The following is an 18,072-nucleotide window of genomic DNA, read 5'->3' as shown; positions in this document are numbered from 1 at the left end:
GTATCAGTCCTTGATAATCTTAGAGCGGAGTCTCATCCATTGTAGAACTCCGTTCATCCGTAAGGGTATCAGTCGTTATCGTAATCCATCTGGCGCAGCTTATGGATATCCCGACGTTCCTTCTTATCCGGGCGACGTTCCAGCATAGGGTTGGAACCACGGAAGGCTTTTCTGCGGGCAGCTTCCTGCTCACGTTTCTGCAGGCTCTCTTCGGTTTCCCGGTAAAGCTTCTGTGCTTCGACTGCGCCGCGGCGATCATCCGATAACTCTTCGATAACCACGGTCTTCTCATCAAAGCCCTGTCGGAGCACCAGAATATCCCCTACCCGGGCATCTTTACTGGGTTTGGCACGCTGACCGTTAACGTGCACCTTTCCCCCTTCAATCGCATCTCTGCAAAGGGAGCGGGTTTTATAAAAGCGGGCGGCCCACAGCCATTTATCGAGACGAACTTTCTGGTTGTCAGAATCGGAGGCGTTACGTTTACTCATGCCGTACTGGATTACTTATTTATTCCACAGGGAGAAGTTTGTTGAAGTCATCAGCCGCTGCAAATTCCCCGGTCTCAATAACCGGGCGGCTCAGGTCTGGCTGAGCGATGGCAAGCAGATGTTTTATACCGTAAGTCTGGGCTGAACGCAGCACATCAAGGTTGTCATCGACGAACAGCGTACGCTCAGGGTCGAAGGGGTGCACGCTGGCCAGCTTGTGCCAGAACGCCTGCTCTTCCTTGGGGAGGCCAAAATCATGGGCGCTGTAGAGGGCATCAAAATATTGGGCGAAAGGAATGAACTCCATCTTGAGTTCCAGGCCATCACGGTTGGAGTTGGTCGCGAGAACAACATCCTTCGATGAGGCACGAAGCGATTTCAGCAACTCTTCAGCAGCCGGGCGAAAACGAATCTTATGGGTAATATCTCTCTTCATGGCCATGATGTCGAGATCAAGCTCTTTGGCCCAGTAATCAAAGCAGTACCATTCCAGAGTGCCGGCGACTTTCTCCAGCTTAGGGCGGAAAGCCTCCCAGGCCTGTTCCGGTGAAATGCCAACCTTGGCGCCATAACGCTCAGGCACCAGCTGCTTCCAGAAGTAAGAATCAAAATGCAGATCGAGCAGGGTACCGTCCATATCAAAAATAACGGTATCGATATCAGACCATGGAAGCATAGTGTTCCGCCGGGAAAAGAGATTGATGTTCTGATCATACCGAAATGTTCAGATGCTTAAACAGACCTTGGGCATGCTTTTTCCGGACAGGAGTGCCAGAGTCAATGTCGGAAAATTGCTGGAGGCGTATAATGAATTCCAGTTACAGACGCGATGAAACCAATAAATTATGAAAAAGCTGCCAGAAATTCTTGAAACTACGGAAGTTGCCCGCAGCGCATTATTCCGGGTAGAGCAGCAGAAAATACGTTTCTCCAATGGCGTAGAAAGAACATACGAGCGCCTGGCCGGTTTTGGTGGCGGGCATCAGGCGGTTATGGTTGTGCCTATGCTGGATGACCATCGTTTCGTTATGATTGAAGAGTACGCCTCCGGCACGGAAGACTATCAGCTATCACTCCCGAAGGGGCTGGTTGAAGCGGGTGAAGAGCTGCTGGAAGGCGCTAACCGGGAGCTCAAAGAAGAAGCCGGTTATGGTGGCCGTAAACTGCAGCATATTGCCGAATTTACCCTGTCACCAAACTATATGACGCATAAGATGCAGGTTGTTCTGGCAGAAGATCTGTACGAAGAACGGCTGGAAGGAGATGAGCCTGAGCCATTGGGTGTTCATATTTTCTCTTTCGATGATTTGCCTACACTGATAGGCCGACCAGATTTCTCCGAGGCCCGGGCAATGGCTGCACTGTATATGGTGCGCGATATCCTGGCAGCCCGTAAAAAAAGACAGCATCGCCAAGATTGCTGATTAAATAGTGTCCAGAGTAAGCAACAGGTATCAGGGGGGACTCTGAATGACGACAGATTACAGCACTCTTGTAGACAGTCTTAAAGATCTCTGTCGCACAGCGGGGGATGCCATCCTGACTGTGTATTCTCAGGATGACTTTGGGGTTATACAAAAATCAGATGACTCACCTGTCACAGAGGCTGATCATAAAGCGCACGCTATTATTCAGGCGGGGCTTGTAGCACTGCTTGATATTCCCGTGCTCTCAGAAGAAGGCACACTGCCTCCGCTCTCCGAGCGAGAAACCTGGACGCAGTACTGGCTAGTGGACCCACTGGATGGCACCCGGGAATTTATTGCCCGCACGGATGAGTTCACCATCAATATCGCTCTGATGGATAAAAATCAGCCGATTCTGGGGGTGATCTATGCCCCAGTGGCCAAGGCTTTTTACTATGGCGGTAAGGTTCTGCATGGATCATGGCGGCAAAAGGTGGGGGAAGAGCCGGTTGTTATCAATACTCGCCCCTGCGCACCGGAAGGCCTTTTGAACGTGGCCGTAACCCGCAACCATGGCAGAGATCAGCTGGTTGATCTTATCGAACGTTTTGAACAACGCTTCTCAGAAGTTCATCTGACGGTTGCAGGCAGCTCGCTGAAAACCTGTCTTGTTGCCGAAGGCTCGCTGGATATTTATCCGCGCAGGGGCCCAACCTGTGAGTGGGATACTGCGGCCGGACAAGCCATTGTGGAAGGTGCAGGTGGCAAGGTGCTGAACGGTCAGATGTTGCCTCTTACCTATAACCAGAAGGAATCTCTGATTAACCCGGACTTTTATGTGGTGGGCGATCCGAATGCCGAGTGGGAATCTCTACTGACCTGAAGGGGTTGGAAAGTAAAAAAGGCTGGTTTTGAACCAGCCTTTTTTATGGGCAGCAATCGCTCCCGTTAGGGTTTCATGCTGTTGAGAGGTGTAACCAGAGGTGATGCTGACAGGGGACTTGCGCTGAGTGACGCAGAACCGCTTGATTGCACAGCAGATGACGACACTGAAGCGGATGTCACCGAAGACGATGAAGGCAGCCCGGAAAGAGGGGATGCGGAAGTTGTGGATGAAGGCAGCCCAGAAAGAGGGGATGCGGAAGTTGTGGATGAAGTCAGCCCGGAAAGAGGGGATGCGGAAGTTGTGGATGATGGCAGCCCAGAGAGAGGGGATGCGGAAGTTGTGGATGATGGCAGCCCAGAGAGAGGGGATGCAGAAGTTGTAGATGATGGCAGCCCAGAAACAGGGGATGCAGAAGTTGATGGTAGACCTGAAGAAGGTAAGTCAGAAGTTGTTGATGGCAGACCTGAGGAAGGTAAACCAGAAGAAGGCAGTCCAGAAGATGGAGGTACTATTTCTGTCGTAGGAGTTGTGGTGACTGCACCAAAGGACAGACGATTAAACTGTCTGGATGCAAACGCTGCACTTTCAGAGGCATAGTCCTGAACCAGCACATAAGTCCCTGTTAGTGTATCCCAATAGTAGTAACCAGTTATCCCGGCAATGGTCAGAAGAACCAGACCACCGGCTACTTTGTAGGGATGCTTTCTTGTGTAATCAACAGGTTTATAAGCAGCGCGCCCTGCTTTTCTGGCTACCCAGTTGGCCTGACGCTTAACAAAACCTTCCTGTATATGAGGCACGTATTTCAAATTACGTGGCACGCTGCTTCGATAGGCTCCGGAGTAAAGGTAACCATCACTGGTACCTGAACGCTTCACAGGTTCAAGCAGCGCTTGCATATGACGGTCATCAATAGTGACCGGTGTCTGGCTATTCGCAGTCAGGAACTGCGGCAGGATATTCAGTAAAGTCCCGATGCCCGGGAGATAATTCTGCTTTCCGCGTTGAGGGTAAAGGACGACACGATGTTCTGCAGGAACCCATTTGGTATCGAGATCCTTGTTCCCTCTGTGTACAACCTGTCCGGCGTTATTGTGCACTATCAGAGAAATACTGTTTTCAAAGCGAGATACATGAGCGCTGACAATCGGTGAGACGAGATCCTGCTCATAGTTTGCGGCACTGTCAGACAAACTGTCTTCATAGGGCAGCAAGGAAAAGGCATAGCCATCATTGCCAAGTGGTTGAATGTATGAAATGTACTGATCCGAAACACCCAAATTGTTTTTCAGTTTGATGGGGCCAATGTAGAAGCCGTTTTCAGCACGGCCTGAGGTAACCAGTGCTTTGGTATTTATGTTGTCAGTACCCAGAATTCCCTTGAAGCCAATGGTAAATGGCATCTCATAAGGCTGAATAAACTCGGCAGCGTCATGAATAGTTGCTGAATCTTTAAAGAGATTTTCTGCCGTCGTGGCAGAGAGATTTGCAGTCTGGGTAGAGAGAAGTACTGTCTTCTCGTTGGTCAGGTGATCCAACTTGAGTTGAACCATGGTGTTGATTGCAGAAAGGGTATCAATACCGGCCAAAATATCCGATGGCTGACTGGTATCAGGCAGCTCCAGACGTTTACCCTTCTTGGTGGCAATACTCTCGTTGTCATCATCATAGAGAGCCATTGAACCATCACGCTTTATCTGCAGATGTAGAGGTGATGCCAGCTTTTGCTCGGGAGAGGAGGCTTCACCTGGGAAGCTGGAAATATCCTCATGATCCTCAGGATCTCCTCCCTTACGAATGGTTTCCCATACGTTTCTCCCAGGATTGATGGTATGCAGACTTAAAACTCTTTGCTCCGGCGAAGGTGAACGAATCTGGAGCACAAACTGCTTGGATGGGTAAGCGGTAAGAGTGAACCGGTTAGAGACATAGCCCAAATCAGGGCTGTTTTTATTGTGGAAGAAGTGAAACGCGTGCTCATCAGCGTCCTTACCCGCTTCTTTGTAAGTCGTCGTATTTACCAGTACCGAGCCGCCTTTCTCTGCTTTTGGAGGCGCAGCAGCTACCGTCTTTGCTCTGTTATCAGAAGTGACAGTCTGTGAAGCGTCATAGGTTGGATAAACCAGTGCCGGCAGTTTTTTACGGCTGGATTTATCCTTGGATGATGCCTGATATCCTTCTGGCAGAATGGCAAAGGGGCTACCTGAGGGGACAGAAACAAAGGCTTCGTCTACAGCGGTTTGAAAATCCTCGTCTGAGGTCAGCTTCTCAATCTCCTCTGAAGAGCTGCCATTTAATAGATCCAGCGCTTTTCTCAGGCTTTGTACATTGGGAACCAGAGCACTTGTCTTCTTATTGCGAACATGAACCAAGCGATGATCTTTTTCGACAGGAGTCGTTAAATGAACCATAGTCTCAAGAGGCGTGCTTTTACCTGATGTGGTGACATCGTAAAGCTGCATTGAAACTTGTCTGGCTTGATCGTCTTCGCTCTCGGTTATCGCAAACGTCAGAGAAGCTTTCGGCGTACTTTTCTTCAGTGTGTTCAGGCTGGCCCTGGGGGAATATTCTCTGAGATGAACATGAAGAGCATCTGTATCTGGATCGGTCGTTATATGAATAGCGTAAGGGTCGTCTTCCTCGCCGGTACTGATGAATAGATTTTCGGTCGGGTTCGTATCGTCAAACACAACATCATAGGTTTCTGCCGGTGTCTTATCCGTGGGGGCAGACTTCAGTTCAAGTTTGGACGTTCTTTTGGCTGCCCAGGAAAAAGGAGCAGTCAAAATAAAAGTGAAAACAAATAGGGCGACAAAAATTCTAGAGGAGTACGTGGGACTCATAACAGAACCACCGGAGTTAACTGGTCGGAGGGGGGCGAAGTGGGAGGTAATATTAGGTGGTAGTTTAGAGTTGTGCCTAAAAACAGGGTTCAGAAACTCCAGAAGGCCTCTGTGACTTCGACTTCATGGGCTCTGTGCCCTTCGTGATTTATCTCTCCTCGAACCCGAACATGGGAGTTTGCCTTGAGTCCATGGCTGGGAACCTGTGCTGGCGGAAGTTCGACCTCAATAGCGGCTGTACCATCATGAATGATGGCGCTGTGCGGGCCGGTCTGGCGAAGCACAACACCTGACAGTTCAATCATATAGTTATGGCGTTCGGCCCTTAAGGCTTCCCTGATTGTCAGCCGGGTTGGTTCATCATTTTCCGGGTAGCGGACTTGTTCCTGCTGAGTGTGCTGCCCGGCAGGTTGTGTGGCCCCATATTGTGGAAACAGCGAAAGAGCCGCTGCTGAAATCAGAGCTGTAAGAAAATTCTTCGAGCGAACAGGAAACCTTGCCATAGATGTTTTGTTTCTAGCTTGCTATTTCCAAAGCTTAGATAAAATAGACTATGGTGCAGGAGTTTGCGGAGTTATAAGTAGGCGGGATAAATTTCAGGCATGAAAAAGCCCGAATCAGCAGAGCTGTTCGGGCTTTAGAATATGGTGCCGGCACCAAGAGTCGAACTCGGGACCTACTGATTACAAGAGGCCAAAAATCACATTCCCAAGCGTTCCCAGATTGTACCAAATAAACGCTACAGGCCAATGGTGGCAATGGTTGTAGCGTCCCAAATCTATGTTTTCTGTTTCTAGCATTCCCGTCTATTCTTGTTTCATACCTAGAGTGTTATCTCAGCGGTAAACGACCAAAACCATATAAAAATCAGAGCCGAAAAATAATGACAAAACTGAGCCATCAGGTAGTTGTCAATCTTGGGGAAAATAAGAAGCTGACGGAATCACTGGGCCGGGGAAGTGGTGCCCTGCTGTTCTGGCGTGAGCGAGGTAAGGTGCAGTGTTATTTCCGTTACTGGCGAGGAAAAAAGCCAATACTCATTTTGCTCGGTACATATAAAGAAAAGCAGCGCAGCCATGGAGTCTCGCTACAGGAATGCAGAGACAAAGCCTTTGAGCTGGCTCGTACCCGGCGTGAAATAGAACCCCGAGACCTCAAAGAACACCTGGCACTCGAGAGCCAGAAAGCCAAGGTGGCCCACGATGCCGAGATCAGGCAGCGCGAAGCTGAATCCAGACACGGCACTTTTGATGACCTGCTCCAGAACTACATTTCCCAGTTAAAAAAAGATGGAAAAGAATCCGTTGCCAAAGTTGAGCAAACCTTTAATAAGGATGTTTATAAAGCGCATCCAAGCTTGTTAAGAAAGAAGGCGCGTGAAATTACACCGGATGACATAGTCGATATTTTGGCCCCTATTCATCAGCGTAATGCACGAGTCCAAAGTAACCGTTGTCGGGCGTCTCTGCATGCAGCTTTCCAGGTTGGAGCTGCAGCAGACTATGATCCAGCTAGACGGGGCGAGAAACGCTTTCACTTGGCAGGTAATCCGGTCTCTCTTGTCAAAAAGGATTCAACAGCAGAAGGTGCCGACGATCGTATTCTGGCCTACGACGAACTACGCGATTTTTATCTCTATATAGAAGGTATAAACAAAGTTGGGCCAATACTGGCATCACTGGCCCGTCTTATGATTGCAACCGGCGGCCAACGCCCCAAACGGCTTATTCATGCGCGCTGGAGTGATTATGACTTTATGCGTCGTACCCTCACACTGGTCGAGAAAAAGGGCACAGGCGGTATACGAAAGCATGTGATTCCACTAACGGCCAGAGCGATTCGGATCATTCGCTATGTTCAGGCTCACAATGGTGATCTTGATGGACCCTTCTATACCGAGAAGGGGCGTCCCGTACGTCTCGATAGCCTGAAAAACGTCTTCGACCGCTGGCATGAACACCGCTGTGAAGAAGCCCGGCAGGCAGGCATCACCGAACCGGAAAAGTTTACCGCCCGCGATATTCGTCGTACTGCCAATTACCTCCTTACAGATGCCGGCGTTAGGCCGGAAGACAGCAACCTGCTTCAGTCCCATGGCCATACAGGTGTGGTGGTTAAACACTATGACAGGCACCATCATCTGCCAACCAAGAGATTCGCTATCCGGCTCTATGAGAAAGTGCTCAGCAGGGTTATTAAAAACAAGATGCGAATCATGCAGGACTTAAACGTAGACTGGTCCTACCAATATCTCAATCATGCTTACTCTCTCGCGGACACCTTGCCAGCCACACGACATAAGTAGAATAATGGTTCGTTATTACCGGCCATAAACAGGATGTTGATGCACGATGGAGTCCCAGAAGTCAGTCAATTTCGAGATGTTACGAACCAGATGGCCGGAACTGGCTAACCTGGGGGCTAAGGCAGAAGAATATCTCCATACTGATCCTGAAAGCTGTCTGGTTAAGCTGCGGAACTTTCTTGAACTGACAGTACGCTGGCTCTACCGTCAGGAACGTCTGCCCGAAGGCTATCGCTCCAGCATCTATGATCTGCTCCACGCGGATGTTTTCCAATCAGCATTCCCCAAGAGTGTTGTCCTGAAAATGGACGCGCTGCGCATTCATGGCAACCGCGCAGCCCACGGCGAAAAAATCAAACCTAATGATGCCCTGTGGCTGATGAAAGAGGCCTTTTATGTCGGTGGCTGGGTTTACCTCAGCTACGGCAACGGCACGCCGGAATCCCTTGGCAAATATCAGGAGCCTAAGCCACCACAGGTCGAGAAGGCAGCTCTCAGCCAAGCCGAACTGCAGAAAAAACAGGAACAGCTTGATAAAGCCCGTGCCGAGCTGGAAGAAGCCGAGAAGCGGGAAATCAGCATTCTGCGGGAACTGCAGCAGCAGAAAGAGAAAGCAGAAGATCTGAATAAACGTATGCAGCAAACGCTGCAGCGTAATGAACACGTTGCCAATCTGCTGGGCCTGGATGAAGCCGAAACTCGCCGCCGCCTGATCGATTCTCAACTAAGAGTCGCAGGCTGGGATGTTGGAGACAATCTGCAACCCACTATACAGGTGACTCAGGAAGAAGAAGTCTTTGAGCAGCCAACCCAGAGTGGTGTCGGTTATGCGGACTATGTCCTGTGGGATGATAACGGCAAACCCATGGCTGTTATCGAAGCCAAGCGCACCAATGTTGATGCCAATAATGGCCGCAAACAGGCGCAGCTTTACGCCAACTGGCTGGAGAAAAAACACGGCCAGCGTCCGGTTATCTTTTACACCAATGGCCACGAGATCCATATCTGGGACGACCATCCGGCCAGCAATTACCCACCACGCATGCTGTTTGGATTCTACAGCCCGGATAGCCTGCACTACCTGATCCAGCAGCGTGGTACCCGCAAACCACTGAACAATGAAGTGCCGATTGATACCGGCATTACCAACCGTCTTTATCAGTTGGAGAGTATCACCCGTGTCAGCGAGCGCTTTATGGACAAGCACCGTAAGGCGCTGGTCGTACAGGCAACGGGAACCGGGAAAACCCGTGTTGCTATCTCCCTGACGAAACGACTGCTGCAGGCGCGCTGGGCCAAGCGGGTACTGTTCCTCTGTGACCGTAAGGAACTGCGCAATCAGGCCAGCCAGGCGTTTAATGAATTTCTGTCAGAACCTATCTGCCAGCTCGGCGTCAGTAAGAAGGAAGAGCTGCAGAAGGCTCGCATCATTATTGCCACCTATCCGGGCATGATAGGTGTGATGGACAAGTTTGATGTCGGCTACTTCGATCTGATTATTGCCGACGAATCCCATCGCTCCATCTATAACGTCTACGGTGATCTGTTCAAATACTTTGATGCCCTGCAGGTTGGTCTGACTGCCACACCGGTCGAGATGGTTTGCCGCAGCACCTTCTCCCTGTTTGGTCATAGCGAGAAGGTTCCAACAGCGGAATACTCGCTGGAAGCGGCTATTGCCGATAATCACCTGACGCCGTTTGAGGTGATCTCCCACACCACCCAGTTTCTGCGGGAAGGCATCAAGAAAGATAACCTTACCGCCGAGCAGATTGCCGAGCTGGAAGAGCAGGGTTACGACCCGAACACCATGGACTTTGAGGCCGGCGTCATCGACAAGGCCATCTACAACCGGGATACCAACCGCGCCATTATGCGTAACCTGATGGAGAACGGTATCCGGGATAAAGATGAACAGCTCCCCGGCAAGAGCATTGTCTTCGCTCGCAATCTGAAGCACGCCAAACTGCTGGAAGAAGTGTTCCGGGAAATGTACCCCCAGTATGGCGGTCAGTTCTGTATGGTGATTGGCTCCCACGATCCACGGGCTCAGTCTCTGATCGGTGATTTTAAAGGCGATGCCAAGAACATCTCTGCCACACCCGCCAAGGATGAGATCACTATCGCTATCTCGGTGGATATGCTGGATACCGGTATCGACGTTCCTTCCATTGTGAATCTGGTCTTTGCCAAGCCGGTGCGTTCTCCGGTGAAGTTCTGGCAGATGATCGGTCGTGGTACCCGCCTGTGCCCGAACCTTTTTGGTCCGGGAGAAGATAAACAACGCTTTGTTATCTTCGATCACTGGGGCAACTTCGAGTTTCACTCCATGAACCAGGAAGAAGGCAAAGTCTCGGTCAGCAAGCCGCTGGCCCAGAAACGACTGGAGGCCTGGGTGGAGCTGGGCAAAGCCGCCCAGAAAGAGTTCAAGCTGGATGAGCTGAAAACCGTCACCGGCGAGATCGCCCAGCAGATACAAGCGCTGGATAAAGACTCCATCGCCGTAAAAGAAAAGTGGCAGGTGCGTGAACGCCTGTCCGATCAAAGAGTGCTGGAGCAGTTCGCGCCCCAAATCCAGCAGCAGCTTGTGGATGAGATTGGCCCGCTGATGCAGTGGGTGGATGTGCGCGGGCAGGGAAAAGCCATGCGCTTTGATATGGATATGATCGCGGCCCAGACAGCCCTGTTCGGCAACCCGGATAAAAAGCACCAGCTTTGGGTCAATGTGGTCGAGAAGGTTGAACGTCTGCCGGTTCACCTTGGTCAGGTTCAACAGCAGGGCGAAATTATCAAACAGGTCCGTGATCAGGACTGGTGGAACAGTGCCACCTTTGCCGATCTGGAACATGTACGCACTCGCCTGCGTGGGCTGATGTACCTGATGGAAGAGCCGGTTACGCCGCCACCCACCGCCCCGGCCTTTATTGATGTAAAGGAAGACGCTGCAAAATTTGAGACCAAAGCCGTTGAGGCCAATATCAAATCGGTGGATTTTAAAATCTACCGTCAGCAGGTGCAGGGGGCACTAGAGCCGCTGTTTACCTCTAACTCGGTACTGCTGAAAATTCGTAACGGCCAGCCGGTCAGCGATAACGAGCTGGACGATCTTGCCAAACTGGTACTGATCCAGAACCCCAATGTGGATATTCGGGTACTCAAGGATTTCTACCCGGAAGCCACCGCCAGCCTGGACCAGATTCTTCGCACGCTGGTAGGGATGGACCGTAGTGCCGTAGCCGAGAAGTTCGCCCAGTTTGCCGCTGCCCATAACCTGAGCAGCCAGCAGATTCGTTTTCTGGATATGCTGAAAAACCATATTCGGGATTTCGGCACAATTGAGATGAAAGCCCTGTTCACCCAGCCATTTACCCATATCCATAGCGAAGGCCTGTCTGGCCTGTTCCCGGAAATGGAGCAGATGCTGGCGATTAAAGAGATTGTGGATTCTCTGAACGTACCGTTGGGCGAGGCAGCTCTGTAAGTTGTCCGCCTCGGCAGGAGATCGGGGCATATGTATAAAAGGGCTTTGTTTTTATGCATTTTGGGCGGATGTATATAGAAAACAGGCTTTTCTTATATACATTCAACTAAAGTGTATAGATAATTCATTTTTTATATATGTGGGGCTTCTGGGTGAGCTTTATTCCTGAAAATCTCCCTCTATCCCATGAGGAGCAGCTTGAAACGCGGCCAGTTCTCAAGAAGCTGGCTTCAGCCCACCGTCATCTGGCTGAACTCAAGGGGGTAGTACGGTCTATCCCCAACGAGGCGATTCTTCTAAGCACTCTTGCCCTGCAGGAAGCAAAGGACAGTTCCGAGGTTGAGAATATTGTCACCACCCATGATGACCTGTTCCGGGATGATGCCGCTGCCAGTGCTTATAACCCGGCAGCCAAAGAAGTAAAAAGCTATGTTCAGGCTCTGGGCTGTGGCTTCCAAAAGGTGCGGGATACCGGTCTGCTGCGGCTGCAGGATATTCTGGATATTCAGCAAACGCTGGAGAAGAACCGGGCAGGCCTTCGTAAACTGCCAGGCACAGAACTGAAAAACCAGTTCACCGGAGAAGTGGTTTATACCCCACCCCAAAATCCGGATGATGTCGCCTCGCTGATGACAAACCTTGTGGCCTACATCAATGACCCGGATCTCTCGGACAATGACCCGCTGGTAAAAATGGCCGTTATCCATTTCCAGTTTGAGAGCATCCACCCATTCTATGATGGTAATGGCCGTACCGGGCGCATTATCAACATCCTTTATCTGGTTGCCCAGAAACTGCTGGACCTGCCAGTGCTTTATCTGAGCCGGTTTATCATTCGTAACAAGGCGCAGTATTACGAGCGGCTGCAGGCTGTGAGAGACCAGAACGATTGGGAAGGCTGGCTGCTGTATATGTTAAGTGCCATAGAAGAGACAGCGAAAGGCACGATCACCCTGATCGAAGCGATCCATAACCAGATGCAGGCAGCCAAGCACCGCATTCGTGAAGAGCTGCCAAAAATCTACAGTCAGGATCTGCTTAACAATATGTTCTGCCACCCGTACACCAAAATTGAGTATCTGGAACGGGATCTGGGTGTCAGCCGTTTAACCGCAACCAAGTACCTGGACCAACTCTGCGACAAAGGTTTTTTACGCAAGCAGAAGATGGGCCGCACCAATTACTACATCAATGACCCGCTGGTGAACCTGTTCCTGGCACTGGGCCGTTAATTTCTATTTTATTCAGAGAAACTATTCATGATCACAGGCGAGCTGAAAGGCAAAATCGACAAACTCTGGGAAGAGTTCTGGGTGGGCGGTATCACCAATCCGCTGACGGTTATCGAACAGATCACTTACCTGCTGTTCACCCGCATGCTGGATATGCACGAAGCCAAAGACGAGCAGCGCAAAATGCTGGCCGGCATCGACTTTACCCCGCGTTTCCAAACCCATGAGCAGGACTACCGTTTCCGTAACTTCAGCCAGCTTGGCGCGGATGAAATGATGGAAGTGGTGCGTGACGAGGTGTTCCGTCACTTCCGCAAAGTGGCCGAGCGTAACGAACTGCTGGGCGACTTTATGACCGATGCCCGATTGGAAATCGTCAAGCCCAGTCTGTTGGTAAAAGCTGTCGAGATGATTAAAGCTCTGCCCCTAGACCGTGGCGATACCAAGGGGGATCTGTACGAATATCTGCTCAGCAAGCTGACCACCGCCGGCATCAACGGCCAGTTCCGTACCCCGCGCCATATTATCCGCGCCATGGTCGAGATGATGGAACCGAACCCGGCCCGGGGGGAACGTATTTGTGATCCATCCTGTGGTACCGGTGGCTTCCTGTCTGTCAGTTACGAATACCTGCTGGAGCGTTACAGCTCCCTCGACAGCATCCATACCGAAATGGTGGTCAATGAAAAGGGCGCGCTGGAACAGCAGCACGCCTTCTCCGGTAACCTGCTGGCTGAATACCGTAAGCATGTGGATACCGATATGTTCCATGGTTACGATTTTGATTCCACCATGCTTCGCATTGCGGCCATGAACCTGATTATGCACGGCATTGAAGAGCCGGATATCCATTATCAGGACACCATGAGCCAGAGCTTTAGCGACAAGTACCCGGATGCCTCCCACAACGGCTTCCATCTGATTCTGGCCAACCCGCCATTTACCGGTACGCTGGATGCGGAAGATATTGATCCGAGCCTGCTGAAAACCGTCAGCACCAAAAAGACCGAGCTGCTGTTTGTGGCCCGTATTCTGCAAATGCTCAAAATCGGTGGCCGCAGTGCCACGGTTGTTCCGCAGGGCGTACTGTTCGGCTCCAGCAAAGCTCACCAGAGCCTGCGTCAGAAGTTGGTTGAAGATAACCAGTTGGAAGCAGTGATCAATCTGCCATCCGGCGTGTTCAAACCCTATGCCGGTGTTGCCACCGCGATTCTGATCTTTGCCAAGGGCGGCGAGACCGATAACGTCTGGTTCTACGATCTACAGAACGATGGTTACAGCCTGGACGATAAGCGCAACCCGATTGCCAAAAACGATATCCCCCATATGGTGGCAAGCTGGAAGCAGTACCGCCGCAGCAAAAACCTGCCGGTGGATGACTTTATCGGTTACAAGATCAAAGGCCAGTTGGACGCACAACAGGTTGAGGCTATCGCCGCAGTGCAGGATTGGACCGATCGCACCAAGCAGGCATTTATCGTTCCCAAGGCCGATATTGCCAGTAATAAATACGATCTTTCTATCAACCGTTATAAAGAGGTTGTGTACCAGGAAGAGCAGTACGAGCCGCCGAAGGAGATTCTGGCTCGTTTGAAGGCGCTGGAGGTGGATATCCAGAATGAACTGGAAGAGCTGGAGGCGATGTTGTGAGTTGGCCTACTGTTCTGGCAGGAGATCTAATGCTAAAGCGGGGTGGTTCCATCAACCCCAAAAAACATGTTGAAGAGACTTTTGAGCTTTATAGCATTCCTGCTCATGATGCTGGGAAACCAGAAATACTGAAAGGAAGTGAGATCGGGTCATCAAAGAGCTGTATACAGCCAAATGACGTGCTGCTCTCGAAAATTGTTCCACACATTCGCCGATGCTGGGTTGTTGGTAATGCTGGAGAACATCGATTGATGGGGTCAGGTGAATGGATTATTTTTCGGAGTGAAAAAGTTTTCCCGCAATACCTGAAATATTTTCTGACCTCGGATATTTTTCATAAGCAATTTATGAATACGGTTGCGGGGGTTGGAGGCTCTTTGGTTCGGGCAAGGCCAACAGAAGTGGAGCGGATTGAAATCCCACTCCCTCCACTCTCTGAACAAAAACGCATAGCCGCCATTCTGGATAAGGCCGACCAACTGCGCCAGAAACGCCAGCAGGCCATCAACCTTGCCGATGAGTTTTTACGGAGTGTGTTCCTGGATATGTTTGGTACTGACCAAGGTTGGGAGTGCAAAACAGTCGGAGAGTCGCTTGACTTGATAAATGGTAGGGCATTTAAATCCACGGAGTGGGTTAAGGAAGGCTTGCCAATAATTCGTATACAAAATCTAAAGAACTCATCGGCTGAGTATAATTATTATGCAGGCCATTATGATGAAAAGCACTACGTTGCTAAGGGTGATATTTTGTTATCTTGGGCTGGTCAACTAGTTTCTTTTGGGGTGTTTACTTGGAATGATGAGCCGGGTCTGCTGAATCAGCACATTTTTAATGTTAAGCCTCGGATCAAATTGGATCGTACTTATCTGGAATTTGCACTTGGTTCTATAGTTGAGAGAGCGAAGCAAAACTTTTCCGGAATAGATATGAAACACATCACAAAATCGGAGTTGAATAAATACGAAATCGCTATTCCTCCTGCAGATGTACAAGAACAGTTTGCTTTGGTTGTCAAAAAGGTTCGATCTATGTCCTATAAAGTTGATGCTTCGCGAAAGTGTGTTTCCGAAGCATTTATAGCCCTTAGCCAAAAAGCCTTCGCAGGCGAGCTGTAATTCCCTACCCTACCCAAATGCCGCTTAACCCAAGCGGCATTTTATATCTCCTGACACTACCCCTGTAAGGCTGTGATTGTCGAATGTGTCCTACCGCCATATGATAGTCAGTAATAGATAACGAATAACAAAATTCAGGTTACCCCATGAGAATAAAGTCGCTGACCTTAGGCGGTTTTAAGGGCATTAAAGATACAGCCACGATTCCACTGGCTCCTATCACCCTGCTGTTTGGCGCGAACAGTACCGGCAAGAGCACTATTCTTCATGGCCTGCTCTATCTCTATGAGATTCTTGCGAATAACAACCTTGATCCTGAGTACAGTCAACTGACAGGGCATAAGCTATCTCTCGGTCGGTTTACCGACTTACTTCATTGTCGTGATCTTGACCGCGTTCTGACAATAGGGATGTCTGTCGATTTGGAAGATCAATGTGATTTGCTCGAGCATTACATGGAGGAGCCAGACGAAATTTTAATGCATGAGCATTTCGGTGGGCAGCCAGAGTTTTATATGCATAACTGGGAGTGCCGGTTTGAAATTGCTTGGAGTACACATTTAGGCACCCCTTACATTAAAGCGTATGAAAGTTATGCAGACGGTAGAAAGGTCTGTCGAATTGAGCAAAAAGGTGGCTCCAAGTCCGCCATGGTCACCCACCTTGAGTTTTTTGACCAGTGGCTGATTAATCACGATCTGATAGATCTCGAACCTATCGATAAAGCAGTAAAGAGTGGCGGTTTTCCATTAGATCTGAATAGGGTGCTGACAGAGTATATTAAGAAAGTTAGCTTTTTCTGGGTGCCACTACCGTGGGAAGAGGTTTACGACGTCGGTCCAGAGGCAGGTCGTGCAATCGTTGAGGTTGCGTTTTCTCAAGCTGTATTGGCACCGTTAGAAGATGTGGTCGCTTATCTGAAACAGCTTGTTCATATCGGGCCGTTACGAACAGTCCCAGATAATACGTTTTGTACTGTTAAAGGGCGTCGCCCTGATCGTTGGTATGATGGTAGCGGAGGCTGGGATGCTTTAGCGAATGACACCTCCGCTATAGATGCAGAGCCATGTGATGATTTATACGCTCGGGTACTAGAGTGTTTTGCAAACCCTAATCTTTTCGATACACCTTATAACTTTAGAACGCATTATACATCAGATGAAGCAGCCCACCGCATACCGGGTGCTTACATATATGACGATGACATTAAACAAGTTCAAATGCTGACAGAGGTTGGTGTTGGTATTTCTCAAGTCGTCCCTGTTGTTGTGGGGATGTGTCACAACAACATAAAGATAGTTTCTTGTGAACAACCAGAACTGCATATACACCCAAAATGGCAGTTAGCCCTAGCCGATATCATGCTGTGGTTTCATGATGATGTTCCAGGGAAAATGTTCCTGATGGAAACGCATAGCGAGCATATTCTTCTTCGCTTACTGCGTCGACGGAGGGAAACAGTTGATGGGACATTGATGAATGATGACTTCTCCTGCGCCTCTGATGATGTGCAGGTTATTTTCTGCGAAAAAACGAAGGATGGTACCCGCCTAACACCAATCAATATCACAGATGAGGGCGAGTTTGATGCTCCCTGGCCAAACGGCTTCTTTGAAGAACGCCGCAAGGAGCTTTTCTAATGCTGCATCGGGAGTTTGCCATCAATCCTGATCAGATTCAGGATATATCTGACCTTCGTCTGCTTGAGGCCCGCTTTGGCTTTGATAAAGGCGCGCTGATCTCCACGTTCCCGAAGAAGTGGTTTGGTGAAGTGGCTGAGCGTATTAGCCGACAGGCCAGTTCTAACCAGGCCGATTACATCAGTGAAGACCTGAAAATTCTAAAAAATAACGCGCTGGCTAGTTTTTCACGTAACTTTGATGACTCCGAGTGGTTTCAGTCGGCAGCCCATAGCCATGAAGAAAAGCCATTCCACAGAATTGTTGATAATACGCAACCAGAGCCGCCTACGGTTATTCATTCTATCCATAACTTGCGTGAAACGGATTTCTCTATCACCCCACAGATTGAACGAACTGCAGAGGCTCTGGCACATGCAGCGGAGGCGTTACTGGCTAATGCTGAGAAGGTCACGCTGTTTGATCCTTACTTCTGTATTACCAAAACTGGTTACCGGAAAACGCTATTAGCTATGATGGCCCTTTGCCGTAAAACGCGGGTCAGATTCCATGTTTATGCAGAAGAAGATGGCAAGCCAGATTGGGATTCTGTGATAGTCCCAGCGCTGCAGACGCTTCTGGAAAACATACCCGACAATATCGAGCTGAATTTCTACCATGTATCTGATGATGGTAGTGGCTACGTTCATGCCCGAGGCCTGTTTACCGGTAAGGGCGGGATAATCTACGACCGTGGCTTTGAAGAGCCCAATGACCATGATCAGCGTCAGACCCCAACCGATGTGCAGCTTATGAATCGCAGCACATTAGAGCAAAAAGCTCGTGACTATAACGAAACCCAGCTCTCTCCGCGCCTGAATCTGAAAAATAGGTGGTCAGGGGTGAAATGCTCCAAATAACGTGCACCACATACACTATGTGCACTCCTATGGGAAAATGCGTGCATAGAGTGTACATGGTGCACATGTTCAGCAATGTTTTACCCGAAAGAAGTCTGTAAACTCTGCAAAAAAATAACAT

General features: G+C 49.8%; 13 protein-coding genes. 9 read left to right on the top strand and 4 right to left on the bottom strand.

All coding sequences use genetic code 11. The annotated features are described in order from the left end of the window. Window positions 1-68 precede the first annotated feature (68 nt). Both hslR and yrfG read right to left on the bottom strand, forming a co-directional pair. A complete protein-coding gene (hslR, locus tag EHSB41UT_RS09970; protein ID WP_087109318.1) occupies window positions 69-491 on the bottom strand; it encodes a ribosome-associated heat shock protein Hsp15 in 423 nt (140 codons plus the stop codon). A 19-nt stretch (window positions 492-510) separates the two neighbouring features. Beyond that, a complete protein-coding gene (gene yrfG, locus EHSB41UT_RS09965) occupies window positions 511-1,167 on the bottom strand; it encodes a GMP/IMP nucleotidase (protein ID WP_087109316.1) in 657 nt (218 codons plus the stop codon). A 169-nt stretch (window positions 1,168-1,336) separates the two neighbouring features. Between yrfG and nudE the strand changes: the two genes are divergently transcribed. Together nudE and cysQ are read left to right on the top strand one after the other, a co-directional pair. Then, window positions 1,337-1,915 carry an ADP compounds hydrolase NudE gene (gene nudE / locus EHSB41UT_RS09960; protein ID WP_087109314.1) on the top strand — a complete coding sequence of 193 codons (579 nt, stop codon included), beginning with the start codon at window positions 1,337-1,339 and terminating at the stop codon, window positions 1,913-1,915. A 46-nt stretch (window positions 1,916-1,961) separates the two neighbouring features. Continuing rightward, a complete protein-coding gene (gene cysQ / locus EHSB41UT_RS09955; protein ID WP_087109312.1) occupies window positions 1,962-2,780 on the top strand; it encodes a 3'(2'),5'-bisphosphate nucleotidase CysQ in 819 nt (272 codons plus the stop codon). A 65-nt stretch (window positions 2,781-2,845) separates the two neighbouring features. Here the strand turns inward: cysQ and EHSB41UT_RS09950 are convergent, their stop codons facing one another. Further along, window positions 2,846-5,473 (bottom strand): hypothetical protein, encoded by a 2,628-nt coding sequence (locus tag EHSB41UT_RS09950; protein ID WP_133060462.1) that lies wholly within the window; start codon window positions 5,471-5,473, stop codon window positions 2,846-2,848. 242 nt (window positions 5,474-5,715) lie between these two features. Continuing rightward, window positions 5,716-6,129, bottom strand: coding sequence for a NirD/YgiW/YdeI family stress tolerance protein (locus tag EHSB41UT_RS09945; protein ID WP_087109308.1), 414 nt, complete (start codon window positions 6,127-6,129; stop codon window positions 5,716-5,718). Window positions 6,130-6,509: 380 nt separating this feature from the next. On the opposite strand from EHSB41UT_RS09945, the gene EHSB41UT_RS09940 reads away from it, so the two are divergent. The 7 genes from EHSB41UT_RS09940 (at window position 6,510) to EHSB41UT_RS09910 (ending at window position 17,951) form a co-directional block, all read left to right on the top strand. Further along, the gene (locus EHSB41UT_RS09940) at window positions 6,510-7,931 is read left to right on the top strand and encodes a tyrosine-type recombinase/integrase (protein ID WP_087109306.1); all 1,422 of its coding nucleotides are present in this window, start codon (window positions 6,510-6,512) and stop codon (window positions 7,929-7,931) included. Window positions 7,932-8,007: 76 nt separating this feature from the next. Continuing rightward, window positions 8,008-11,412, top strand: a complete 3,405-nt coding sequence (locus tag EHSB41UT_RS09935; protein ID WP_207626614.1) for a DEAD/DEAH box helicase family protein — start codon at window positions 8,008-8,010, stop codon at window positions 11,410-11,412. Window positions 11,413-11,564: 152 nt separating this feature from the next. Next, window positions 11,565-12,644, top strand: a complete 1,080-nt coding sequence (locus tag EHSB41UT_RS09930) for a Fic family protein (RefSeq protein ID WP_242667274.1) — start codon at window positions 11,565-11,567, stop codon at window positions 12,642-12,644. A gap of 27 nt (window positions 12,645-12,671) precedes the next feature. Further along, on the top strand, window positions 12,672-14,294 hold the full coding sequence (locus EHSB41UT_RS09925; RefSeq protein WP_087109301.1) for a type I restriction-modification system subunit M: 1,623 nt from the start codon (window positions 12,672-12,674) through the stop codon (window positions 14,292-14,294). Beyond that, complete coding sequence (locus EHSB41UT_RS09920) at window positions 14,291-15,412, top strand: restriction endonuclease subunit S (RefSeq protein ID WP_207626613.1); 1,122 nt, start codon at window positions 14,291-14,293, stop codon at window positions 15,410-15,412. Before EHSB41UT_RS09925 ends, EHSB41UT_RS09920 begins: the two co-directional genes overlap by 4 nt. 146 nt (window positions 15,413-15,558) lie before the next feature. Then, on the top strand, window positions 15,559-17,052 hold the full coding sequence (locus tag EHSB41UT_RS09915; RefSeq protein ID WP_087109298.1) for a DUF3696 domain-containing protein: 1,494 nt from the start codon (window positions 15,559-15,561) through the stop codon (window positions 17,050-17,052). Further along, entirely contained in the window at window positions 17,052-17,951 is a 900-nt protein-coding gene (locus tag EHSB41UT_RS09910; protein WP_087109296.1) for a hypothetical protein, read from the top strand. Before EHSB41UT_RS09915 ends, EHSB41UT_RS09910 begins: the two co-directional genes overlap by 1 nt. Window positions 17,952-18,072 lie beyond the last annotated feature (121 nt).

The sequence above is a fragment of the Parendozoicomonas haliclonae genome (assembly GCF_900174585.1).
GTDB lineage: Bacteria > Pseudomonadota > Gammaproteobacteria > Pseudomonadales > Endozoicomonadaceae > Sansalvadorimonas > Sansalvadorimonas haliclonae.
This window is presented reverse-complemented; position numbering and strand designations above follow the sequence as displayed.

Coding starts and splice junctions, on each gene's coding strand:
- EHSB41UT_RS09935 (WP_207626614.1), top strand. CDS start 8,008: ATGTTACGAACCAGATGGCCGGAACTGGCTAACCTGGGGGCTAAGGCA.
- hslR (WP_087109318.1), bottom strand. CDS start 491: ATGAGTAAACGTAACGCCTCCGATTCTGACAACCAGAAAGTTCGTCTC.
- cysQ (WP_087109312.1), top strand. CDS start 1,962: ATGACGACAGATTACAGCACTCTTGTAGACAGTCTTAAAGATCTCTGT.
- nudE (WP_087109314.1), top strand. CDS start 1,337: ATGAAAAAGCTGCCAGAAATTCTTGAAACTACGGAAGTTGCCCGCAGC.
- EHSB41UT_RS09925 (WP_087109301.1), top strand. CDS start 12,672: ATGATCACAGGCGAGCTGAAAGGCAAAATCGACAAACTCTGGGAAGAG.
- EHSB41UT_RS09910 (WP_087109296.1), top strand. CDS start 17,052: ATGCTGCATCGGGAGTTTGCCATCAATCCTGATCAGATTCAGGATATA.
- EHSB41UT_RS09945 (WP_087109308.1), bottom strand. CDS start 6,129: ATGGCAAGGTTTCCTGTTCGCTCGAAGAATTTTCTTACAGCTCTGATT.
- yrfG (WP_087109316.1), bottom strand. CDS start 1,167: ATGCTTCCATGGTCTGATATCGATACCGTTATTTTTGATATGGACGGT.
- EHSB41UT_RS09915 (WP_087109298.1), top strand. CDS start 15,559: ATGAGAATAAAGTCGCTGACCTTAGGCGGTTTTAAGGGCATTAAAGAT.
- EHSB41UT_RS09940 (WP_087109306.1), top strand. CDS start 6,510: ATGACAAAACTGAGCCATCAGGTAGTTGTCAATCTTGGGGAAAATAAG.